18 protein-coding genes are annotated in these 22,428 nt (G+C 64.7%); 5 read left to right on the forward strand and 13 right to left on the reverse strand.

Going from position 1 to position 22,428, the window contains the following annotated elements; all coding sequences use genetic code 11:
- Positions 1-204: 204 nt before the first annotated feature.
- The 7 genes from PVE35_RS05295 to PVE35_RS05325 all read right to left on the reverse strand — a co-directional run bounded on the left by PVE35_RS05295 (position 205) and on the right by PVE35_RS05325 (position 12,056).
- A complete protein-coding gene (locus tag PVE35_RS05295; protein WP_268181812.1) occupies positions 205-570 on the reverse strand; it encodes a DUF5064 family protein in 366 nt (121 codons plus the stop codon).
- A gap of 13 nt (positions 571-583) precedes the next feature.
- Positions 584-1,510, reverse strand: coding sequence for a carbamate kinase (arcC, locus tag PVE35_RS05300; protein ID WP_268181814.1), 927 nt, complete (start codon positions 1,508-1,510; stop codon positions 584-586).
- Between the two features lie 146 nt (positions 1,511-1,656).
- Positions 1,657-2,667: an ornithine carbamoyltransferase gene (locus PVE35_RS05305; RefSeq protein WP_277374023.1), complete on the reverse strand. Its 1,011-nt coding sequence runs from the start codon at positions 2,665-2,667 to the stop codon at positions 1,657-1,659.
- Positions 2,668-2,730: 63 nt separating this feature from the next.
- Positions 2,731-3,981 carry an arginine deiminase gene (gene arcA, locus PVE35_RS05310; protein ID WP_277374024.1) on the reverse strand — a complete coding sequence of 417 codons (1,251 nt, stop codon included), beginning with the start codon at positions 3,979-3,981 and terminating at the stop codon, positions 2,731-2,733.
- A gap of 16 nt (positions 3,982-3,997) precedes the next feature.
- Positions 3,998-5,425, reverse strand: coding sequence for an arginine-ornithine antiporter (gene arcD, locus PVE35_RS05315; protein WP_277374025.1), 1,428 nt, complete (start codon positions 5,423-5,425; stop codon positions 3,998-4,000).
- 1,308 nt (positions 5,426-6,733) lie between these two features.
- Positions 6,734-10,669, reverse strand: a complete 3,936-nt coding sequence (gene putA, locus PVE35_RS05320) for a trifunctional transcriptional regulator/proline dehydrogenase/L-glutamate gamma-semialdehyde dehydrogenase (protein WP_277374026.1) — start codon at positions 10,667-10,669, stop codon at positions 6,734-6,736.
- Between the two features lie 496 nt (positions 10,670-11,165).
- Positions 11,166-12,056 carry a LysR family transcriptional regulator gene (locus PVE35_RS05325; RefSeq protein WP_277374027.1) on the reverse strand — a complete coding sequence of 297 codons (891 nt, stop codon included), beginning with the start codon at positions 12,054-12,056 and terminating at the stop codon, positions 11,166-11,168.
- A 96-nt stretch (positions 12,057-12,152) separates the two neighbouring features.
- On the opposite strand from PVE35_RS05325, the gene PVE35_RS05330 reads away from it, so the two are divergent.
- Entirely contained in the window at positions 12,153-12,716 is a 564-nt protein-coding gene (locus tag PVE35_RS05330) for a lipocalin-like domain-containing protein (RefSeq protein ID WP_277374028.1), read from the forward strand.
- A 9-nt stretch (positions 12,717-12,725) separates the two neighbouring features.
- On the opposite strand, the gene PVE35_RS05335 is transcribed toward PVE35_RS05330, so the two are convergent.
- Together PVE35_RS05335 and PVE35_RS05340 are read right to left on the reverse strand one after the other, a co-directional pair.
- Positions 12,726-13,328 carry a LysE/ArgO family amino acid transporter gene (locus tag PVE35_RS05335; RefSeq protein ID WP_268181824.1) on the reverse strand — a complete coding sequence of 201 codons (603 nt, stop codon included), beginning with the start codon at positions 13,326-13,328 and terminating at the stop codon, positions 12,726-12,728.
- On the reverse strand, positions 13,328-13,741 hold the full coding sequence (locus PVE35_RS05340; RefSeq protein ID WP_268181826.1) for an ACT domain-containing protein: 414 nt from the start codon (positions 13,739-13,741) through the stop codon (positions 13,328-13,330). Before PVE35_RS05340 ends, PVE35_RS05335 begins: the two co-directional genes overlap by 1 nt.
- A 94-nt stretch (positions 13,742-13,835) precedes the next feature.
- Between PVE35_RS05340 and PVE35_RS05345 the strand changes: the two genes are divergently transcribed.
- Both PVE35_RS05345 and PVE35_RS05350 read left to right on the forward strand, forming a co-directional pair.
- Positions 13,836-14,729 (forward strand): LysR family transcriptional regulator ArgP, encoded by an 894-nt coding sequence (locus tag PVE35_RS05345; RefSeq protein WP_277374029.1) that lies wholly within the window; start codon positions 13,836-13,838, stop codon positions 14,727-14,729.
- A gap of 35 nt (positions 14,730-14,764) precedes the next feature.
- Positions 14,765-15,763 (forward strand): NAD-dependent epimerase/dehydratase family protein, encoded by a 999-nt coding sequence (locus PVE35_RS05350; protein WP_277374030.1) that lies wholly within the window; start codon positions 14,765-14,767, stop codon positions 15,761-15,763.
- Here the strand turns inward: PVE35_RS05350 and PVE35_RS05355 are convergent.
- Positions 15,754-16,041, reverse strand: coding sequence for a hypothetical protein (locus tag PVE35_RS05355; RefSeq protein WP_268184200.1), 288 nt, complete (start codon positions 16,039-16,041; stop codon positions 15,754-15,756). The genes PVE35_RS05350 and PVE35_RS05355 overlap by 10 nt on opposite strands.
- A gap of 348 nt (positions 16,042-16,389) precedes the next feature.
- On the opposite strand from PVE35_RS05355, the gene PVE35_RS05360 reads away from it, so the two are divergent.
- Complete coding sequence (locus tag PVE35_RS05360; protein ID WP_277374031.1) at positions 16,390-17,238, forward strand: ATPase; 849 nt, start codon at positions 16,390-16,392, stop codon at positions 17,236-17,238.
- A gap of 159 nt (positions 17,239-17,397) precedes the next feature.
- Here the strand turns inward: PVE35_RS05360 and PVE35_RS05365 are convergent, their stop codons facing one another.
- Both PVE35_RS05365 and PVE35_RS05370 read right to left on the reverse strand, forming a co-directional pair.
- Positions 17,398-18,447 (reverse strand): alkene reductase, encoded by a 1,050-nt coding sequence (locus PVE35_RS05365; protein ID WP_277374032.1) that lies wholly within the window; start codon positions 18,445-18,447, stop codon positions 17,398-17,400.
- Positions 18,448-18,475: 28 nt separating this feature from the next.
- Positions 18,476-18,778 (reverse strand): metalloregulator ArsR/SmtB family transcription factor, encoded by a 303-nt coding sequence (locus tag PVE35_RS05370; protein ID WP_268184202.1) that lies wholly within the window; start codon positions 18,776-18,778, stop codon positions 18,476-18,478.
- A 126-nt stretch (positions 18,779-18,904) separates the two neighbouring features.
- Here PVE35_RS05370 and PVE35_RS05375 point away from each other — a divergent pair, with 126 nt between their 5' ends.
- Entirely contained in the window at positions 18,905-19,492 is a 588-nt protein-coding gene (locus PVE35_RS05375) for an ACP phosphodiesterase (protein ID WP_277374033.1), read from the forward strand.
- 188 nt (positions 19,493-19,680) lie between these two features.
- On the opposite strand, the gene PVE35_RS05380 is transcribed toward PVE35_RS05375, so the two are convergent.
- Positions 19,681-22,398, reverse strand: a complete 2,718-nt coding sequence (locus PVE35_RS05380; protein ID WP_277374034.1) for a cation-transporting P-type ATPase — start codon at positions 22,396-22,398, stop codon at positions 19,681-19,683.
- Positions 22,399-22,428: the final 30 nt, after the last annotated feature.

Consider the following 22,428-nt stretch of genomic DNA (forward strand, 5'->3'; position numbering starts at 1 on the left):
GGCAAATCAATTGGATAGCTGCCGTTTAGGGTTTTTCAGGAGGAATGTTTTGCACTGTTTTCTGACCAAAAGGACAAGGTTGGCCGTAAGTTGGTGCGCTGCCGCCTGGGGCGCGCGGCGCACCCTACGGATCAGGACTCTTCGTAAGCCATGTAGCCCGGATGCAATCCGGGGAAAGCGCCCCCGGATTGCATTCGAGCCAAGTCAGAGCACGTGATCGAGATTGACCGGCTCCCCCGGTTTGGCATGCAGCTTGGCGCGGATATCGGCGAAGACCCTGTCGTACTCGTCGTGCCCGCGCATCACCGGGCTGGCGCTGACGGGCAGACCATGGCGTGCGGCCACGCGGGTGGCCACGCTGGCGAAGTTGTAGGCGACATCGCGGTGCAGCTCGAACTCTTCCGCGAAGGGCCTGCCGTTCACCTCACCGGCCAGGCGCATGTGCAGCATGGCGCCGTGCGCGGGATCCTGGCGCACCTCGTAGTAGAAGTCGACCGAGTAGGGCGGTGCGCGGCGCATGCCCTCGGGACGGCCGAGGTTGTCACGGTGCAGATGACCGGGGGTGAACATGAATGTTGCCCTCTCAGCGATAGACGATGCCGTTGCTTCCCAGGCTGATGCGTGTGCCGGAACGGCCCTGGACGATGGCCTCGATGTTCTCCAGCGAACCGATCACCGCGGTATTGCCGGTATTGCGCGCGAACTCGCAGGCAGCCTGCACCTTGGGCCCCATGGAGCCAGCGGCGAAGCCGAGCGCTTCGATCGCGTCGGGGTGGGCTTCGGCGATGCTCTTCTGGGTCGGCTGGCCCCAATCCACATAGGCGGCCTCGACATCGGTGGCGATCACCAGCAGGTCGGCGTTGAGCTGCTCGGCCAGCAGCGCCGAGCACAGATCCTTGTCGATCACTGCCTCGACGCCTTTCAACTGCTTGCCGTCGTACATGGTCGGGATGCCACCGCCACCGGCGCAGATCACCACGCTGCCCTTTTCCAGTAGCCACTTGATCGGGCGGATCTCGAAGATGCGCTGTGGGCGCGGACTGGCCACCACGCGGCGGAACTTGTCGCCGTCGGCAGCGATGCTCCAGCCTTTTTCGGTGGCCAGGCGTTCGGCCTCTTCCTTTGTATAGACCGGGCCGATGGGCTTGCTGGGGTGCTTGAAGGCCGGGTCGGCGCCATCCACTTCCACCTGAGTGAGGATGGTGGCGAAGGGCACCTCGAAGGGCAGCAGGTTGCCCAGCTCCTGCTCGATCATGTAGCCGATCATGCCTTCGGTCTCGGCGCCGAGCACGTCCAGCGGGTAGGGGTTGGCGGCATCATAGGCGTTGCCCTGCAGGGCCAGCAGGCCGACCTGCGGGCCATTGCCATGAGCGATCACCAGCTCGTTGCCGGGCGCCACCTTGGCGATCTGCTGGCAGGCGATACGCACGTTGTCACGCTGGTTTTCCGCGGTCATGGCTTCGCCGCGACGAAGCAGGGCGTTGCCGCCCAGGGCGATGACGAGTCGCATGGTGTTCTCCTTGGCGTTCGGATTGAATCCGGGGGCTGTGGTTTGGGGCTCGGCGTCGCCGGCCAGACCCTCTCCCCCGGCCCCTCTCCCATGAATGGGAGAGGGGAGACAAGCCCATCCCCGGATGACATCCGGGCTACGTGAACCTAGATATCCGCCAGGGTCGAAACCAAAATCGCCTTGATCGTGTGCATGCGGTTTTCCGCCTGCTCGAAGGCGATGTTCCACGGCGACTCGAATACCTCTTCGGTGACTTCGATGCCGTTGGCCAACTGTGGATACTGCTCGGCGATCTGCTTGCCCACCTTGGTTTCGCTGTTGTGGAAGGCTGGCAGGCAATGCATGAACTTCACCCTTGGGTTGCCGGCGGCCCGCATGATCTCGGCGTTGACCTGGTAGGGCAGCAGTTCCTGGATGCGTTCGCTCCAGGCTTCCACCGGCTCGCCCATGGACACCCAGACGTCGGTATGGACAAAGTCGACTCCTTTGACCGCTTCCTTGGCGTCTTCGGTGAGGGTGATGCGCGCGCCACTTTCCTCGGCGAATTGTTTGCAGGCGGTGATGTGTTCCTCGCTGGGCCACAGCGCCTTGGGCGCGGCGATGCGCACGTCCATGCCTAGCTTGGCGCCGATCAGCAGCAGCGAATTGCCCATGTTGTTGCGCGCGTCACCCAGGTAGGCATAGGCGATGTCATGCAACGGCTTGTCGCTGTGCTCGCGCATGGTCAGCACGTCGGCGAGCATCTGCGTCGGGTGGTATTCGTCGGTCAGGCCGTTGAACACCGGCACGCCGGCGTAGGTGGCCAGTTCCTCGACGATTTCCTGCTTGAAGCCACGGTATTCGATGGCGTCGTACATGCGCCCGAGCACGCGGGCGGTGTCCTTCATCGATTCCTTGTGGCCGATCTGCGACGAGTTGGGGTCGATGTAGGTGACGTTGGCGCCCTGGTCGTAGGCCGCCACCTCGAAGGCGCAGCGGGTGCGGGTGGAGGTCTTCTCGAAGATCAGCGCGATGTTCTTGCGCTTGAGGTGCTGTTGCTCGGTGCCGGTGTACTTGGCGCGTTTGAGGTCGCGCGACAGGTCGAGCAGGTAACGCAGCTCGCGGGTGCTGTGGTGCATCAGGCTGAGCAGGTTGCGGTTGTGCATGTTGAAGGCCATGGTTCTCTCTCCTCGTGGGCAGTGAAACACCCCGACGGCGGGTGGCCGACGGGGCTGGCTGAATCAGTAGTCGATGGGGTCGCGGATGATCGGGCAGGTCATGCAGTGACCGCCGCCACGGCCGCGCCCCAGTTCGCTGGCGCTGATGGTGACGACCTCGACGCCGGCCTTGCGCAGCAGGGTATTGGTATAGGTATTGCGGTCGTAACCGATCACCACGCCCGGCTCCAGGCAGACCACGTTGTTGCCGTCGTCCCACTGCTCGCGCTCGGCCTCGTAGGCGTCGCCGCCGGTTTCCACCACGCGCAGCTTCGGCAGGCCGAGCGCTTCGGCGACCACGTCGACGAAGGGTTTGTTTTCCTGGCGCACGTCGATGCCGCCGGGGCGGCTCTCGTCCGGGCGCAGGGTGAAGGGCACGATGGAGTTGGCCACTTCCGGGAAGATGGTCACCAGGTCGCGGTCGCAGAAGCTGAACACCGTGTCCAGGTGCATGGCCGCGCGAGAACGACCGAGACCGGCGACTATGATCTTCTCCGCCGCGCCCTTGGCGAACAGCGCGCGCGCCACCTGGCCGATGGCCTGGTGCGAGGTGCGTTCGCCCATACCGATCAGCACGGTGCCGTTGCCGATGGGCATGACGTCGCCACCCTCCAGGGTGGCCGCGCCGTGATCCTTGTCCGGGTCGCCGTACCAGATCTCGAAGGGCTCATTGGCGAAGTCCGGGTGGAACTTGTAAATGGCGCTGGCCAGCAGGGTTTCCTGGCGGCGTGCCGGCCAATACATAGGGTTCAAGGTGACGCCGCCGTAGATCCAGCAGGTGGTGTCGCGGGTGAACTGGGTGTTGGGCAGCGGCGGGAAGATGAAGCTGGCTTCGCCCAGGTAGGCGTTGAACATCTTTGCCGCCTCGGAGTCCTTGTGCCGCGCCAGGTCGGCGCCGGACACACCACCGATGAGAAACTCGGCGATGCGCCGGGGCTCCAGTCCCTCGACGAAATCGCGCACCTCCGTCAGCAGGCCGAGGCCGACGCTGTTGGCGGTGATCTTGCGGTCGAGGATCCACTTGAGGGCTTGCGGATCGCGCACCGTTTCTTCGAGCAGGTTATGCATCTCCACCACCTCGATGCCGCGCTCGCGCATCTTGGTCATGAAGTCGAAGTGGTCGCGTTTGGCCTGCGACACCCAGATCACGTCGTCGAACAGCAGTTCGTCGCAGTTGGCGGGGGTCAGGCGCAGGTGCGCCAGGCCCGGCGAGCAGACCATTACCTTGTGCAGTTTGCCGGCTTCGGAATGAACGCCGAGGGCTTTCTTGCTCATGAAAGAACTCCTTCTCCTAGAGACTCAGGAAACCGTCATACAGCCCGTAGGCCGCGATGGCGGCGCCTATCAGCACGGCCGCGAAAATCAGTTTTTCGATGCCGGTGAAAATGGGTTGCCCCAGCTCGTGCTTGGCCTTGGCGAAGAGGATCGCGCCAGGGGCATAGAGCAGCGCGGAGAGCAGCAGGTACTGGATGCCGGCGGCATAGACCAGCCAGACCGCGTAGAGGGTGGAAACCAGGGCGATCAGCAGATCCTTGTTGCGCTCGCCGGCGGCGTTCTCGTAGGTCTCGCCGCGCGCGGCCAGCAGCACCGCATAGGCGCTGGACCAGAAGTACGGCACCAGGATCATCGAGGTGGCCAGGTACAGCAGGCTCAGGTAAGTGGAGGCGTTGAACAGGGTGATGATCAGAAATAGCTGGATCAGCCCATTGGACAGCCACAGCGCGTTGGCTGGAACGTGATTGGCGTTCTCCTTGCGCAGGAACTCCGGCATGGTGTGGTCGCGGGCGCTGGCGAAGAGAATCTCGGCGCACAGCAGCGTCCACGACAGCAAGGCGCCGGCCAGCGAGACGATCAGGCCGATGGAGATGAGCTGCGCGCCCCAGGGGCCGACCACCTGCTCCAGCACACCGGCCATGGAAGGGTTCTTCAACCCGGCCAGTTCGGCCTGGGCGAGGATGCCCTGGCTGAGCACGTTGACCAGTACCAGCAGCAGGAGCACGCCGACGAAACCGATCACCGTGGCCTTGCCGACGTCGCTGCGTTTCTCGGCGCGAGCGGAGAAGATGCTCGCCCCCTCGATGCCGATGAACACCCAGACGGTGACCAGCATCATGTTGCGCACCTGATCCAGCACGCTGCCCAGTTCGGGGTTGCCAGCGCCCCAGAAGTCGCGGGTGAACACGTCGAGCTTGAAGGCGATGGCGGCGATGACGATGAACAGCGCCAGCGGCAGCATCTTAGCCACCGTGGTCACCGTGTTGATAAAGGCCGCCTCCTTGATCCCGCGCAGTACCAGAAAGTGCAGCAGCCACAGCAGGATCGAGGCGCCGATCACCGCTGGCAGGGTATTGCCTTCGCCGAATACCGGGAAGAAATAACCCAGGGTGGAGAACAGCAGCACCATATAACTGACGTTGCCGATCCAGGCGCTGATCCAGTAACCCCAGGCCGAGGAAAAGCCCATGTAATCGCCGAAACCGGCCTTGGCATAGGCGTACACCCCGCCGTCGAGTTCGGGTTTGCGGTTGGCCAGGGTCTGGAACACGAAGGCCAGGGTCAGCATGCCGACGCCGGTGATCAGCCAGCCGATCAAGGTGGCTCCGGCGCTGGCGCTGGCCGCGATGTTCTGCGGAAGGGAGAAGATACCGCCGCCGACCATGGAGCCGACGACCAGCGCGACGAGCGCGCCGAGGTGGAGTTTTTGCGTCGAGTCAGACATCTCAATTACCTCTGTGTCACCAGGGGGACATGGGTATTGAGCGCGTTTGGCGAGCACTGCATCCTGACTTGAATCAATGGTCAGGTTTCGTCAACGCACATCCAGGTTGCAGGCGTTGTCGAGCACCTGAGAAGCATCAGGACTGCTGCTCTGGCTGGCATATGGTACGTCAGTGCCAATACCATAGCCCTGAATTTCCGGGATGCAATGGTGGCTTTTTGCGATGGGGCGGGAGCGGGCGGGGCGGTTGGCCCCGCTCGACGCGCTGGCCGGGTAGGCTGGCGCAGACCCGAAGGTCAAAGGAAGGAGCACGACGCCGGGCGGGTAACCCCTGCAGGCAGTTGCGTCATGTGGGTACAGCATGCCGTGGGAAGCTTTCAGCCAGCTTTCCGCGGCATGACAGTCCCTTTAAAAAGGTTCTGCGCGGAATCTCGGGAAAGTCAGTCTTGATACCGGACTGGCAATACGGTGTGAGTTGTTCTTGTGCCTGTTCCGAATTGCCGCGTTTTTGTTGATGTCTCTGGTTTCGCCCTCCCGGGCGAGTCACTTTTGACGGGCAAAAGTAACCAAAACCCTCCGCCCGGTCATCCGGCCCTGGCTTCGCCAGGGTTCGCTCACTCCATCGCCGCTCCAGAGGCCCGCCACGGTGGGCCATCCCTGGCCCATCGCGGCTTTCGCGACATCCATGTCGCTCAACCTCTTCCACGACGATTCCGTTCGCCCTCCTGGGCGGGCTCTGCACGCGCCTGAACCTGCGGTAATCCAGAAGTAGCACGGAGTGGTTGCACATGAGGTCAGCCTTAGGGCTGACCAGAATGCCGGCTAAAAGCCGGCAAGCTGTTCAACGCATGAACTGAGCGGATGAAAGTTTTGGTTTCACTCGAGATTTCACGGCCACTAGAACACGCCGAGCAAGCCATGGCATGCCTGTTCGTTCAGGCGCGCGAATGCCCCCTTCAGGAGGCCGAACGTAGGCATTGCGCAGGGGGCGAGCGGCATGGATGCCGCGAGAGGCGTAATGGGCCAGGGATGGCCCATGTACGCCGACCCCGGAGCGGTGCCGGAGTGAGGGGAGTCTCGCGAAGCGAGACCCGGATGGCGGGGGTGCGTTTCTTTTGCTTACTTTTCTTTGCGCAATTCAAAGAAAAGTGAGTCGCCCGAGGGGGCGAAACCCGGAATATCTGAAACACCCAAAGCGGCGCCCAGAACACCAACGCAAGACGACAAGATCACACAAACTTGCCAGTCCGGTATCAACCAAACATTCCCCCTTTTTAAACGGACTGTCCTTGTTGATGGCTCTGGCGCTTAACCAATGGTCATCAAACTGGCGTTACCACCAGCGGCTGCGGTATTGACGCTCAGGGCATGCTCGACCAGCAGGCGCTCCAGCGGGATATCGGTCTCGCCCTTGTTCAGCCCGTGCACGCCGACGATGGCGCCCTTGCGTTGCGCCGCCTGCTCGCTGACCGCGCGCAACTGGTCGGAATCGCCGTGGTGCAGGATGGCGTCCAGCTCCACGTCGACGCCCTTCCAGTCGGCCACCAGCTTGACGTGCTTCTGCACCTCTTTCGGCAGCTCGCTGTACAGCGCGCGCTGGCTTTCCAGCCAGATCGCCTGGCTGCCGACGGCCAGGGTGGCGGCCAGTTGCGCCAGCAGGTCGCTGCGTTCGTCGGCCAGGTTCAGTACGTGCTCGCGCGGCAGCAGGGTGTAGCTGTTGCGCTCGCCAGTGGGGCCGGTGAGGCTGTGGCTGCTGTAGCTCTGCGACAGCGCGCGGTACTGCTCGAACAGCGCGGCGATGGCCGGCTCCTGCTTGCTCGCCCACTCGGCGAAGGCGCTGCGCACCTTGTCCAGCTCGCTCGGTACCGGCAGGGCCTGCACCTCGGCCTGTTGCAGGTGTTGAGCAACGGCTTCCTGCGGGCGGGTCGACAGCAGGCGATAGAGGTACAGCGGGCCACCGGCTTTCGGGCCGGTGCCGGACAGGCCTTCACCACCGAAGGGCTGCACGCCGACCACGGCGCCGACCATGTTGCGGTTCACATACAGGTTGCCGACCTTGGCGGTGCCAACCACCTGGGCGATGGTCTCGTCGATACGGGTGTGCACGCCGAGGGTCAGGCCGTAGCCGCTGTCGTTGATCTGTTGCAGCAACTTGCCCAGATTCGCGCGCTGGTAGCGCACCACGTGCAGCACTGGGCCGAAGATCTCGCGCTTCATCTCGTCGAAGCTGTCCAGCTCGATCAAAGTCGGTACGACGAAGGTGCCGCGCTTGATGTCGTCAGCGTTGACGCGCGCCAGTTGGGTGACCTTGCGGCCTTTTTCGCGCAGCTTGGCGATATGGGTTTCGATACCGGCCTTGGCTTCGGCGTCGATCACCGGGCCGATGTCGGTATTCAGGCGCTCCGGGTTGCCGAGGGTGTATTCGGCCATGGCGCCCTTGAGCATGGTCAGCACGCGGTCAGCCACGTCGTCCTGCACGCACAGCACGCGCAACGCCGAGCAACGCTGGCCGGCGCTGTCGAAGGCGGAGGCGACCACGTCCATCACCACTTGCTCGGTCAGCGCCGAGGAGTCGACGATCATGGCGTTGAGGCCGCCGGTTTCGGCGATCAGCGGAATGGTGCGGCCCTGGGCGTCGAGGCGGCCGGCGATGTTGCGTTGGAGGATGCCGGCCACTTCGGTGGAACCGGTGAACATCACGCCACGCACGCGCTCGTCACCCACCAGGCGTGCGCCGACGGTTTCGCCACGGCCCGGCAGCAGTTGCACGGCGCCAGCGGGAACGCCGGCTTCGAGGAGGATGCGCACGCCTTGCGCGGCGATCAGCGGGGTCTGCTCGGCCGGCTTGGCCAGCACGGTGTTGCCAGCGGCCAGTGCGGCGGCGACCTGGCCGGTGAAGATCGCCAGGGGGAAGTTCCACGGGCTGATGCACACCACCGGGCCCAGCGGGCGGTGGCTGTCGTTGCCGAAGCTGCGCGCCTGGATCGCGTAATAGCGGAGGAAGTCCACCGCCTCGCGCACTTCGGCGATGGCATTGGCGAAGGTCTTGCCGGATTCGCGTACCAAGAGGCCCATCAGTTGTTGCAGCTCGGCTTCCATCAGGTCGGCAGCGCGTTCCAGCACGGCGGCGCGCTCGGCCGGCAGGGTGGATTGCCAGATCTGCCCGCTGGCCAGGGCGCAGAGGATGGCGCTGTCGACGTCGGCAATGCTGGCTTCGCGCACATGGCCGACCAGGTCGCGGTGATCGGCCGGGTTGCGCACCGGCTCCGGCTCGCCCGGATTGGCACCCTCGCAACCGAGCATCGGCTCGGCCAGGTAGCTCTGGTTGACGCTCGACAGCAACGCCGAGGACAGCGAGCCGAGGCGATGTTCGTTGGCCAGATCCAGACCGGAAGAGTTGACCCGCTCCTGACCATAAAGGTCGCGCGGCAGCGGGATGCGCGGATGCGGCAGGCCGATGGCGCCCTCCAGCGCAGCCATCTGCTCGACCTGCACGACCGGGTCGAGCACCAGATCCTTGAGAGAGATGCTGTGGTCGGCGATGCGGTTGACGAAGCTGGTGTTGGCGCCATTCTCCAGCAGGCGGCGTACCAGGTAGGCCAGCAGGGTTTCGTGGCTGCCCACCGGCGCGTAGATGCGGCACGGACGGTTCAGCTTGCCATCCTTGAGCGAGCCCACCACCTGCTCGTACAGCGGTTCGCCCATGCCGTGCAGGCACTGGAACTCGTACTGACCCGGGTAGTAGTTCTGCCCGGCCAGGTGGTAAATGGCCGACAGCGAATGGGCGTTGTGGGTGGCGAACTGTGGGTAGATGGCTTCCGGCGCGGCCAGCAGCTTGCGCGCGCAGGCGATGTAGGCCACGTCGGTGTACGGCTTGCGGGTGTACACCGGGTAGCCTTCCAAGCCGTTCACCTGGGCCAGCTTGATCTCGCTGTCCCAGTAGGCGCCCTTGACCAGACGGATCATCAGGCGGTGGCGGCTGCGCTTGGCCAGGTCGATGACGTAGTCGATCACGTAGGGGCAACGCTTCTGGTAGGCCTGGATGACGAAGCCGATGCCGTTCCAGCCGGCCAGCGATGGCTCGAAGCACAGCCGCTCGAGCAGATCCAGCGACAGCTCCAGGCGGTCGGCTTCCTCGGCGTCGATGTTGATGCCGATGTCGTACTGCTTGGCCAGTTGGGTCAGGCTCAGCAGAGTCGGGTACAGCTCGTCCATCACCCGCTCGTACTGGGCGCGGCTGTAGCGCGGGTGCAGGGCGGAGAGCTTGATGGAGATGCCCGGGCCTTCGTAGATGCCGCGGCCATGGGAGGCCTTGCCGATGGCATGGATGGCCTGCTGGTAGGAAGCCAGGTAGCGCTTGGCGTCTTCCTCGGTCAGTGCGGCCTCGCCGAGCATGTCGTAGGAATAGCGGAAGCCTTTGCTTTCCAGGGTGGCGGCGTTGGCCAGGGCTTCGGCGATGGTTTCGCCGGTGACGAACTGCTCACCCATCAAGCGCATGGCCATGTCCACGCCCTTGCGGATCACCGGCTCGCCGCTCTTGCCGATGATGCGGTTGAGCGCAGAGGTCATGCCGGCCTCGGTGTGGGTGGACACCAGCTTGCCGGTGATCAGCAGGCCCCAGCTCGCCGCGTTGACGAACATCGACGGGCTCTGGCCGAGGTGCTGGCTCCAGTTGCCGTTGGCGATCTTGTCACGGATCAGCGCGTCGCGGGTGGCCTTGTCAGGGATGCGCAGCAGGGCTTCTGCCAGGCACATCAGCGCCACGCCTTCCTGCGATGACAGCGAGAATTCCTGCAGCAGGCCCTGCACCAGGCCCTGACGGCCGCTGGCGTTCTTCTGCTTGCGCAGCTTCTCGGCAATGCCCAGGGCCAGCTTTTGCGAGGCTTCGGCCTGCTCCGGGCTCAGGCGCGCCTGCTCCAGCAGCATCGGCACCACTTCGGTTTCCGGGCGGCGGTAGGCGCTGGTGATGGCGGCGCGCAGCACCGACTGCGGGAGGATGCTCTCGGCGAAGTCGAGGAACACCTGCAGACCCTGTTCGGTCAGCGATTCCAGGGCTTCCTCACCGGCGGCTGCGGCCAGGCCGGCATGCTCGGCGGGCGTCAGGCCACTCTCGACTTGCTCCAGATAATTGAAGATCGCCTGCTTGATCATCCAGTGCGGCGTGCGGTCGATCTGTGCAGCGGCCTTCTTCAAACGCTCGCGGGTGGCATCGTCGAGCTTTACGCCAAGAGTGGTGGTAGCCATGGGGTGAGTCCTACTTATTGTCAGGTTATGCACGGTAAAAATTGCCTGGGCAATTTTTATGTCGCTTGCGACGGCCCGAAGGGCTGCCGGCTTGGATGGCCGGCAGCAAAAGCTGCGGGAGAGTAAACCCGAGAATACGCAAGGTGCAACCAGGTGCAACCAATATTTTCTGCGCCCCGACGGATGTCCGGCTGATCCGCTCTGTTGGCCTGATAGCGCCGGTTGCAGAGGAGTGGCAAGGCATTAGTCATGTCCGGTCGTTTGCCCTTGGGTGAAGTAGGCACTTTCGCGCCATCCGCTGCAGCGCCAGGCTGCGACAGCATGGTGCAACCCAGGCGCGTTGGGCTGCACTAGGCCTGTCGTTTCGACGCGACCATGCGCGAAACGACAACAGACCCTAAGCGGCGTGCCCCGTGCCGAGCGTTGGTGCGATTGCGGCGTACTTTTGCAGAATAGACCGGGCCAGTGAGCAGGCCTGGGTCTTCATCCGCCGGGATTAGGTGTTTTCACGGATGACGGCAATGAAGGCCTGCAGAGGCGCGGGAACATGGCGATAGCAGGAGTAGTAGAGGCACAGACCTGCCGAGGGTGGCGTCCAGTCTTCCAGCAGCAGGGTCAGCTTGCCGGCTTTCAGTGCCTTGCTGGCAAATGCCTGCGGAACGTAGGCGATCCCCAGAGCGGAGCAGGCCGCTTCGACCAACAGGTCGTTATCGTCCAGGCTCAGTGCACCCGGTACGTCGAGCGCGAGCTGTTGCGTGCCTCGCTGGAACTCCCAGCGATAGCGCTTGCCGCTGGGCAGGCGCTGGCGTATGCAACGGTGGGCGCGCAGATCGTCAGGCGTAGCGGGCCGGCCGAAGGTGGCGATGTAAGCCGGCGAGGCCACGGTGACGAAGCGCACGTCACCGCCGAAGGGCACGGCCACCATGTCCTTGGGCACCGACTCGGCCAGGCGCACGCCGGCATCGAAGCCCTCGGCGACGATATCCACCAGCCTGCCCTCGCTGACCAGGTCGAGCTCCACATGTCGATGGCGCTGCAGGAAGGTCGGCACCACATGTTCGAGCAACCAGCGTGCGCCGCCCTTGTTGGCGTTGATGCGCAGCGTACCGGCGAGTTCCTCGGGGCCATGGCTGACTGCGTCCAGTGCTGCGTCCAGATCGCGAAGCAGGGGCGTCAGGTGTTGTAGCAACTGCTCCCCGGCTTGCGTCAAGGCCACGCTGCGGGTGGTGCGGTGCAACAGGCGTACCCCCAGGCGTCGCTCTAGCCCCTTGAGCGCATGGCTGACGGAGGAGCGCGAGATGCCCAGGGAGTCGGCGGCCTTCTGGAAGCTGCGCTGCTGGGCGACCAGGGTGAAAGCCTTGAGATCGGAGAGGTTGGCGTGGCTCATTGGTGAATATTCTTCACGAGGTCATTCGTATTGGTGCGTCTTATCATAGCTCCAACCGTCTCTTACCCTCGGCATGACCTACACAGGAGATTGCCGATGAAGATTGAGCCGAACGCACGAACCTCATCCAGGCCCGGCCTGATTCACAGATCCAGCATGCTGTCACGGACGGCATGGGTGGCCGGCTTGCTGATCCTTTCTCTGACGGCCACGGCCAGCGAACGTGCGGCCGATGCAGGCAATCAGGTGCTGGGCACGTGGCGTATGGTTTCCGCGACCCTGAAGGAAAATGGCAGGGTCGAGCGCCCATACGGCGAAAACCCCCAGGGCATGCTGGTATTCACCCCCGATATGCATTTCGTCGAAGTGTTGACCGATGGTGATACGCCGCGCTTTCGATCTGATGTACGCGGCGGTGGTAGTGACGAGGAGAACCGTCGCGCCATGGCTTCGAGCATCGGCTTCTTCGGCACTTACAGCGTCGACGAGCAGGGGCGGTTTGCCGGTAACCGTGTTGAGGGCGCCACCTTCCCCAATTGGATCGGCGGCATACGCACGACGAAGGAGCTGCAGCTCAGAGTCGAAGGCGAGCGGATGTACGAGACCTTTACCCGTCCGGATGGTGGGCGCTTCAGTGCCGAGTTCGTGCGGGTCAGGTAAGGCTAGGGGCTAGTCTGCAGCGAAGATCAACTGCGCTGCCACGGCGAACATCATCACCGCTACCCCCAGATCGATCAGCCGCCAGGTCAGCGGCCGGGCCAGCCAGGGCGCAAGCCACGCGGCACCGAGCGCCAGGGCGCTGAACCAGAGCAACGAGGCGCTGGCGGCACCTGCGGCATAGGCGCCGGGCTCTGGTTGCTGGGCGCCGAGCGAGCCGATCAGCAGCACCGTATCCAGATACACATGCGGGTTGAGCAGGGTCACCGCTAGGGCCGCGAGCAGCACCGCGCGCCGCGAGCGTGGCTGGCTTTCGGTTGCCTGCAAGGCTTGCGGGCGTGTGGCGCGCAGCAGCGCCTGGCTGCCGTACCAGAGCAGAAAAGCGGCGCCGCCCCATCGGGCGATGGCCAGCAGGGTAGGGCTCTGCGCCAGCAGGTTGGCCAGGCCGAACACGCCCGCGCCCACCAGTAGTGCATCGCAGAGAATGCACAGCGCCGCCACCGGCAGATGATGTTCGCGGCGCAGGCTCTGCGCCAGAACGAAGGCGTTCTGCGCGCCAATGGCCATGATCAGGCCGATGGCCACCAGCAGGCCGTTGCTGTAGCTCTGCCACATCACACAGGCTCCGGCATGGACGCTGCCGATAGGGCGCGCAGGGTGGACAGTGCCCGTTCGGCGCGCTCGATGGGCACGAAAATATGGTCGTGATGGAAGCCGGCAACCACATTGCAACTGACGCCGGCCTGCGCCAGGGCGGCGGAGAAGGAGGCCGTCAGGCCCACGGCGGCCAGCGACGAATGCACCTGCAGGGTGATCCAGGCGGCGATGTAGTCGTAACTCAGGCCATGGGCATCGGCGACTTCACGCGCCAGCACCAGGCTCAGACCTTCGCCTTCACGCAGGCTGGCGATGGGTTGCAGGGCACTGCAGTCCTGCTCGGCGGTGACGCAGCAGAATACGTACTGGCCGGGGTTGAGCTGCGGCGTCATGTTTTGCAGCAGTCGTGCGAGATGGGTTTCGCCGGACATGGCGGGCTCCTGATGAGGCGGAATGCTGGCGAGTCTGCTGCCTGTGGATGTATAAGAAAAAACAATATTGCTGATGACTCATTAGGAAAAACGATTGTTCGACTACAAGCTTCTGGCCGCGCTGGCGGCGGTGGTGGAGCAGGCTGGCTTCGAGCGGGCGGCACAGGTGCTGGGGCTGTCACAGTCGGCGGTGTCGCAGCGCATCAAGCTGCTCGAGGCGCGGGTCGGCCAGCCGGTGCTGGTGCGCGCCACGCCGCCTGCACCTACCGACATAGGCCGGCGCCTGCTCAACCATGTGCAGCAGGTGCGCTTGCTCGAACGCGACCTGCAGGGGCAGGTGCCGGGGCTGGACGAGCAGGCTGCACCCGAGCGCTTGCGCATCGCCCTCAACGCCGACAGCCTGGCCACCTGGTGGGCAGCGGCGGTCGCCGGATTCTGCGCCGAGCAACGTTTGCTGCTGGAGCTGGTGGTGGAGGATCAGGAAGTCGGCCTCAAGCGCATGCGTGCTGGCGAGGTGGCCGGTTGCGTGTGCGCCGCTGAGCGTCCGGTGGCGGGGGCGCGCAGCCTGCCACTGGGGGCGATGCGCTACCTGGCCGTGGCCAGCCCGGCCTTCATCGCTCGGCACTTTGCAGGCGGTGTCACGGCTGAGGCTCTGGCGCGCGCGCCGGCCATCGTCTATGGCCCGGACGATCAGTTGCAGCACCGCTACCTGGCCAGCCTGGGGGTGACGGGCAGCTTCGTCCACCACCTGTGCCCGTCTTCGGAAGGCTTCGTGCGCCTGACCGAAAGCGGCCTGGGCTGGGGGCTGGTGCCGCAGTTGCAGGTGGCGGCGGAGCTGACCGGCGGTGCGCTGGTGGAGCTGCTGCCTGGACACATCATCGACGTGCCGCTGTACTGGCATCACTGGCGTAACGGCGGTGAGTTGCTGGCCGGCTTGACCGAGCATCTGCGCCGAGCGAGCGCTGGCGCACTGGTGCCGGTAGCCTGAGCATGGCAGGGGCACAACGAGATACAGGGGGACGGATGAAGATTCTGGTCACCGGCGCGAGCGGCTTCATCGGCGGGCGTTTCGCTCGCTTCGCTCTGGAGCAGGGCTTCGCGGTGCGCGTCAACGGGCGCCGTGCCGAGGGTGTGCAGCATCTGCTCAGCCGGGGTGCCGAGTTCATCCAGGGCGATCTGGCCGATGCCGAGCTGGTGCAGCACCTGTGCGAGGGTGTCGAGGCCGTGGTGCATTGCGCCGGCGCAGTCGGGGTGTGGGGCGACTACGCGTATTTTCACCGGGGCAACGTCACGCTCACCGAGCATGTGGTCGATGCCTGCCTGAAACAGAAGGTGCGGCGCCTGGTGCATCTGTCGTCGCCGTCGATCTATTTCGACGGGCGTGCCCATGTCGGTGTGCGGGAGGAGCAACTGCCACGGCAATTCTCCGATCATTACGGGCGCACCAAGTACCTGGCCGAGCAACGGGTGTTCGCCGCCCAGCGCGAGGGGCTGGAGGTGATCGCCCTGCGTCCGCGCTTCGTCACCGGGGCAGGGGACACCAGCATCTTTCCACGGCTGATCGCCATGCAGCGCAAGGGGCGCCTGGCAATCATCGGCAATGGCCTGAACAAGGTCGACTTCACCAGCGTGCACAACCTCAACGCCGCGCTGCTCAGCGCGCTCAGGGTCGAGGGCGCCGCGCTGGGCAAACCCTACAACATCAGCAACGGCGAGCCGGTGCCGCTGTGGGACGTGGTCAATTACGTGCTGCGTCGGCTCGAGCTGTCGCCGGTCACCCGGCACCTGCCATTCGGCCTGGCTTACGGCGTGGCGGCAATCAACGAAAGTATCTGTCGCGTGCTACCCGGTAGGCCGGAACCGAGCCTGTTTCGCCTGGGCGTGGCGGTGATGGCGAGGGATTTTTCCCTCGACATCGGCCGCGCTCGCGAGTACCTCGACTACCAGCCGCAGGTGAGCCTGTGGCAGGCCCTGGATGAGTTCTGCGCCTGGTGGCAAGCGCAAACGCGGGCTCAGGCGTAGATACGCTGGCCGCGATAGATGCGTACCGAACCGCTGGGGCTGTCGGCTACGAGTTGCACTACCTGTTCGGGCTTGGGCGCCAGGTACTGTGGCTGATCGGAGAGTTGCGCCAGGCGTTGGCCCAGGCTGCGGATTTCTTCGTCGGTGGATTTCAAGCTGCCGTCGAGCAGGGCGTTGATCGCATCGACCTGGCTCAGGCGGATATCGATGGCCTGCTCCTCGCGCAAGCGGCGACGCAGGGTTTTCATGCAGTCGAGAATTTCCTTGTTCAGTTCCATTACCACTACCCCCTTTGCTTGAAGGGTCACGGGGCAGGCGTCCGTCGCCTTCCGTAACCGAACCAGCCTGGCGTCCAGCGGCTGGGAATGCATCTGTGTGCAATGCAGAACTCTCGTGCCGTCTGCTGGCTGTTTGCGACGCGCCCATGGCGCGTTCACGACAACTCAAAAAGCAAAGTGCGTACCAGTTCAAATTTTGCGGAACTGCTGGCCTGCAGCCAGGGTCGATGGCCGTGTCGCGCCCTTCGTCGGTGCGTTGCGCACCTGCTTGGCGCGACGCTGAAGGCATGATGGCGAATCGGTATACTGCGCGGCATTTCCTTACCCGTTCCAACCATAGGTTCAACCATGCGCAACGATGCCAACGATGAGCTCGACAACCTGCCCAGCCTGACACCTGAGCGCCGTGAGGAATTCGCCGAACCCGTGGACGAACCTGCACCGCGCCCGCTGCGTGCCGCCAGCGGCAAGGCTCCGGTGGCCAAAGGGGCCAGCACTGGCCCGCTGTGGGCTCTGGTTGGCGCGCTGAGCATCGCCCTGGCCGGTCTGGGCTGGTGGAGCCTGCAACAGATCACCCTGATGGAGCAGCGTCTGGTGGCCACTCAGGAGAGCTTCGCGCGCATCAGCGAAGAGGCTGCTGGGCGTATTCAGGACATCTCCGGCAAGGTGGTGGCCACCGAGTCGAACGTCACCAGTGACAGCGAGGCGCTCAAGCTGCAGGTCAAGCAACTGCAGGGGCAACTGGCCGAGCTGAACAAGCAGCAGCAACAGGGCGCCACGGCCCAGGCTGCGCTGGACAAGCGCGTCGAGCAACTGGGCGCGGAACTCAAGAGCGGTGTCGGTGCCAGCGCCGAACTGGACAAGCGCTTGCAGGCCCTGAGTAGCGAGCAGGCGGCGCTCAAGGCCGCGCAGAGCGACGCCAAGGCGACCCAGGCCGAGCTGGCCAAGCTCGATACGCGCATCAAGAGCCTCAGTGGTGATATCGAGAAGCTGAAGAAGCAGGGCGATCAGAGCCAGGCCATTCGCAGCCTGGAGCAGGATCTGCTGGTGCTGCGCAGCGAACTGGACAACCGCCCGGCTGCCAGCGCAGGCCCGGACACCGCCGAGTTCGATGCCTTCCGCGCGCAGGTCACGCGCAACATCAACACCCTGCAGAGCCAGGTGCGGAATCTGCAGCAACAGATCGACGCGCGCTGAGCCAGACGTCGGATGAACGAACGCCCCGCATTGCGGGGCGTTCTTTTATGGGGCGCGGCTAAAGTCCCTTCCACAGGCTGAGGCGTAGGGGGCGCTGTGCGCACCGACATTGCTCGTCTCGCCCGGTTGGTGCGCGCAGCGCACCCTACGTCAGTTCCATCACAGGCGCGGGTAGTCGATATAGCCGACCGGGCCGGAACCATAGAAGGTTTCCGGGTGCGGCTCGTTCAGCGCAGCGTCCTGCTCCAGGCGTGTCGGCAGATCCGGGTTGGCGATGAAGGGGATGCCGAAGGCCACGGCATCGGCCTTGCCCTCGGCCAGCCAGGCATTGGCCTGATCCTTGGTGAAGCGCTCGTTGGCGATGAACACGCCACCGAACTCCTTCTTCAGTTGCGGTGCCAGGCTGTCGTCGCCGGCCTTCTCGCGGGCGCAGATGAAGGCGATGCCACGCTTGCCCAGTTCGCGAGCCACGTAGCCGAAGGTCTCGGCGCGGTTGGCATCGCCCATGTCATGGGCATCGGCGCGTGGCGCCAGGTGCACGCCGACGCGGCCGGCACCCCAGACCGAGATGGCCGCATCGGTGACCTCCAGCAGCAGACGAGCGCGGTTCTCGACGCTGCCACCATATTGGTCGGTGCGCTGGTTGGTGCTGCTCTGCAGGAACTGGTCGAGCAGGTAGCCGTTGGCGCCGTGGATTTCCACGCCGTCGAAACCGGCAGCCTTGGCGTTCTCGGCGCCCTGGCGGTAGGCCTCGACGATCTCGGCGATCTCTTCGGTTTCCAGCGCGCGCGGGGTGACGAATTCCTTCATCGGGCGCACCAGGCTGACGTGGCCGGCTGGCTGGATGGCGCTCGGCGCCACCGGCAGTTCACCGTTGAGGTAGATGGGGTCGGAAATGCGACCCACGTGCCAGAGCTGCAGGACGATCTTGCCGCCATTGGCATGCACGGCCTGGGTGACGTTGCTCCAGCCACGGATCTGCTCGTCCGACCAGATGCCGGGGGTGTTCGGGTAGCCGACGCCCATCGGCGTGACGGCGGTGGCCTCGCTGATGATCAGGCCGGCCGAGGCGCGCTGCACGTAGTACTCGGCCATCAGCGCGTTGGGCACGCGGCCTTCGTCGGCGCGGCAGCGGGTCAGCGGCGCCATGATGATGCGGTTGTTCAGTTGCAGATCGCCGATCTGAATAGGGTCGAACAGGGTAGGCATGGTGAATCCTCCGGTTGTAGCTTCAGGTTCAGAGTTGCTGGCCGAGACGCTCGACGAAGGCCTGGATCAAGTCGTCGTTGCGTTTGAAGAAGTGCCACTGACCGACCTTGCGGCTGGTCACCAGGCCGGCGCGTTGCAGAGTCGTCAAATGGGCGGAAACGGTGGACTGCGACAGCCCGGTGCGCTGGTAGATCTTGCCGGCGCACACGCCGATCTCCAGCGGATGATCCTGCTCGGGGAAGTTGCGCTCGGGCTCCTTCAACCAGTCGAGGATGTCGCGGCGTACCGGGTGGGCGAGTGCCTTGATGATGGCGTCGAGATCGATATCCATGGTGCGTTGGTCGTGTTTCGTCATGGGGCGAACCATATATCGTCTCTGAGCGATATGCAGATCGTTTGTTCCGATACTCGCCATCAACGATTTCGATTCCAGCCCTGCTGCGGGTAAGCTCATGGCATGAACTATCTGGCTCATCTGCACCTGGGCGGTGACGCCCCGGCACAACTGCTTGGCAGCCTGTATGGCGATTTCGTCAAGGGGCCGCTGGACGGGCGCTGGCCGACGGACATCGAAGCGGCCATCCGCCTGCATCGGCGTATCGATGCCTTTACCGACAGTCATCCCTTGCAGGCCCGTGCGCGGGCACGCTTCCCTCTGGAACGGCGGCGCATGGCCGGCATGTTGCTGGATCTGTTCTTCGACCATTGCCTGGCCCGCGACTGGGCCGCCTATGCCGCGCAGCCGCTGGAGCATTTCACCGATCGGGTGTACCGGGTGCTGGCCGCCGAGCCGGCCTTGCCGGGGCGCCTGGCGCTGATGGCGCCACGCATGGCAGCGCAGGATTGGCTGGGCAGTTATCGCGAATTCGCGGTGCTGGAACAGGTGATAGCCGGCATGCAGCGGCGCCTGTCGCGGCCGCACCTGCTCGACGGCAGCCTGGCCGAGCTGGAGCGCTTGTACGCGCCGCTCAGCGAGGATTTCCGCGCCTTCTATCCTGAACTGATGGCCTTCGCCGAGGCCCAGCTAGCTGGTATGAAGCCGTAGCCCGGATGCAATCCGGGAATGCCTGAGTGGTGGTGCGCGTGGCGCACCCTACGGGTGTTTCCCTGCATCCGTAGGGTGCGCTGTGCGCACCAGGAATATCGCCGCTGAAGTGCCTCCCACAGGGGGGCGGGCACCGTGGGAGGGGCTTTAGCTGCGACGACCACCGCTGCAGCCTTCCCACCCCTGTTTCAGGCCGCCTGCGGATGTAATCGATAACGCCGTACCAGCCATTTCTCCAGTTCTATCGTGCAGAACATCACCAGGCCTGCCAGCAACACCCGTAGCCATTCTTCCAGCGTCATGCCAACCGAGCCGAACACGCGCTGCAACGGCGCCGCATAGGTGAACAACAGTTGCAGCAGCATGCAGATGACGATGGTCAGCAGCACGGCGCGATTGCCCAGCAGGCCGTCGCGGCTGATTACCGAAGCGAACAGGCTGCGGCTGTTGAACAGGAAGAAGATTTCGCACATCACCACGGCGTTGACCGCGATGGTACGGGCGCTTTCCAGGCTGTTGCCGTGCTGCAGTTCCCAGAGAAACAGGCCGATACCGGCGCCGGCGATCAGCACCGAAACCATCGCGATGCGCCAGACGAAGAAGGCCGACAGCAAGGGCTCGCTCGGCGCCCGCGGGGCGCGCTTCATCAACCCGCGTTCGCTGGGCTCGAAGGCCAGCGCCAGGCCCAGGGTGCTGGAGGTGACCATATTGATCCACAGCACCTGCGCTGGGGTCAGCGGCAGCACCACTTGAAACAGGATGGCGAAGATCACGATCAACGCCTGGCCGCCGTTGGTAGGCAGGGCGAAAAGGATGAATTTCTTCAGGTTGTCGTAGATCGCCCGACCTTCGCGCACGGCGCCGGTGATGGTGGCGAAGTTGTCGTCGGCCAGCACCACTTCGGCGGCTTCCTTGGCCGCCTCGGTGCCCTTCAGGCCCATGGCCACGCCGACGTCGGCGCGCTTCAACGCTGGCGCGTCGTTGACCCCGTCGCCAGTCATCGCCACTACCTCGCCGCTGCACTGCATGGCCTGTACCAGGCGCAACTTGTGTTCGGGGCTGGCGCGGGCGAATACCTCGACGCCGGGCAGTACTTCGCGCAGACGGCGGTCGTCTAGCAGCTCCAGTTCGGCGCCGGTCAGCGCCGGCAGGTCGATGCCGATGCCCAGTTGCGCACCGATGGCGCGGGCGGTTTCGGCATGGTCGCCGGTGATCATCTTCACCCGGATGCCGGCACGCTGGCATTCGGCCACGGCGGCGATGGCCTCTGCACGTGGCGGATCGATGATGCCGACCAGTGCCAGCAGGGTCAGGCCGCTTTCCACGTCAGCGAAGTTGAGGTTGCGTTGCTCGGCTGCTGCCGGTTTGCTTGCCAGGGCCAGCAGACGCAGGCCTCGGGCAGCCAGGTCGGTGCTCTGGCGCCGCCAGTAATCGGCATCCAGCGCCGTGCTGCCGCCATCGGCGCTGCGCTGGCTGGTGCACATCTCCAGCACCCGCTCGGGCGCGCCCTTGAGCAGAATCAGGCCGTGCCCGGCGTGGTCGTGGTGCAGGGTGGCCATGAAACGATGTTCGGACTCGAACGGAATCGCGTCGCTGCGCGGCAACTGGGCCTGCAGGGATTGGATATCGACACCACTTTTCAGCGCCAGGGTCAGCAGTGCGCCTTCGGTCGGGTCGCCATGCAGCAGCCAGTGGCCGGCGTCGTCCTGTTGCAGGCGAGCGTCGTTGCACAGTTGCGCGGCGCGGGCGATCTCCAGCAGTTCGGCATCAGGTTCGCGCAACTGGCCATTCTCGTGGAAGGCGCCTTCGGGGGCGTAGCCAACGCCCGAGACATCGAGGATGCGGCTGGCGCTAACCACGCGCTGCACGGTCATTTCGTTACGGGTCAGGGTGCCGGTCTTGTCCGAGCAGATCACCGTCACCGAGCCTAGGGTTTCCACTGCGGGCAGGCGCCGCACGATGGCGTTCTGGCCAGCCATGCGGCGCACGCCGAGGGCGAGAATCACCGTCATGATCGCCGGCAACCCTTCGGGAATGGCCGAGGCGGTCAGCGCCACCACCATCATGAACATCTCGGCCGGATCCTGGCCGTGCCAGAGGATGCCGAGGACGAAGGTGGCCAGCGCCAGGATCAGGATGATCACCGCCAACCAGCGGCTGAACTGTTCGATCTGCCGCAGTAGCGGCGTGGACAGCGCCTGCACCTGCTGCAGCATGGCGCCGATGCGACCCAGTTCGGTGTTCGCGCCGGTGGCCACCACCAGGCCGGTGGCCTGGCCGCTGCTGACCAGGGTGCCGGAGTAGGCCATGCAGCGGCGGTCGCCGAGCGCCGCGTCGGGCTGACAGTGGGCTACGGATTTTTCCACCGGCAGCGATTCGCCGGTCAGCGCCGCTTCTTCGATCAGCAGGTTCTTCACGCTGAGCAGACGCAGGTCGGCCGGCACCTTGTCGCCGGACACCAGCAGCACCACGTCGCCGGGCACCAGCCGTTCGGCATCGATTTCGCGACGCTCGCCGCCGCGCAGCACCATGGCGTGGGGCGAGAGCAGATCACGGATGGCGTCGAGCGCGTTTTCCGCCTTGCCTTCCTGGACGAAGCCGATGATCACGTTGATCAGTACGGCGGCGAGGATCACCGAGGTGTCGACCCAATGGCCGAGCAGCGCAGTGATCATGGCAGCCGCCAGCATCAGGTACAGCAGCACGTTGTGGAACTGGTAGAGCAGGCGCAGCAGCGGGCCGCGACGGGGTGGCGCTGGCAGGCGGTTGCGACCGTGCCGGTGCAGGCGGTTCTCGGCCTCGTCGTCACCGAGGCCGCTCGCGTCACTGTGCTGGGCATCGAGTGCCTGTCGTGCAGTCAATCCGTGCCAGGTGTGGTCACTATGTACAGAGGGTGAACCGGGCATGGACGCATCTCCTTCGGCGAGCCGGGGCAC

It is taken from the genome of Pseudomonas sp. AA-38 (assembly GCF_029457475.1).
In the GTDB taxonomy this organism is placed as follows: domain Bacteria; phylum Pseudomonadota; class Gammaproteobacteria; order Pseudomonadales; family Pseudomonadaceae; genus Aquipseudomonas.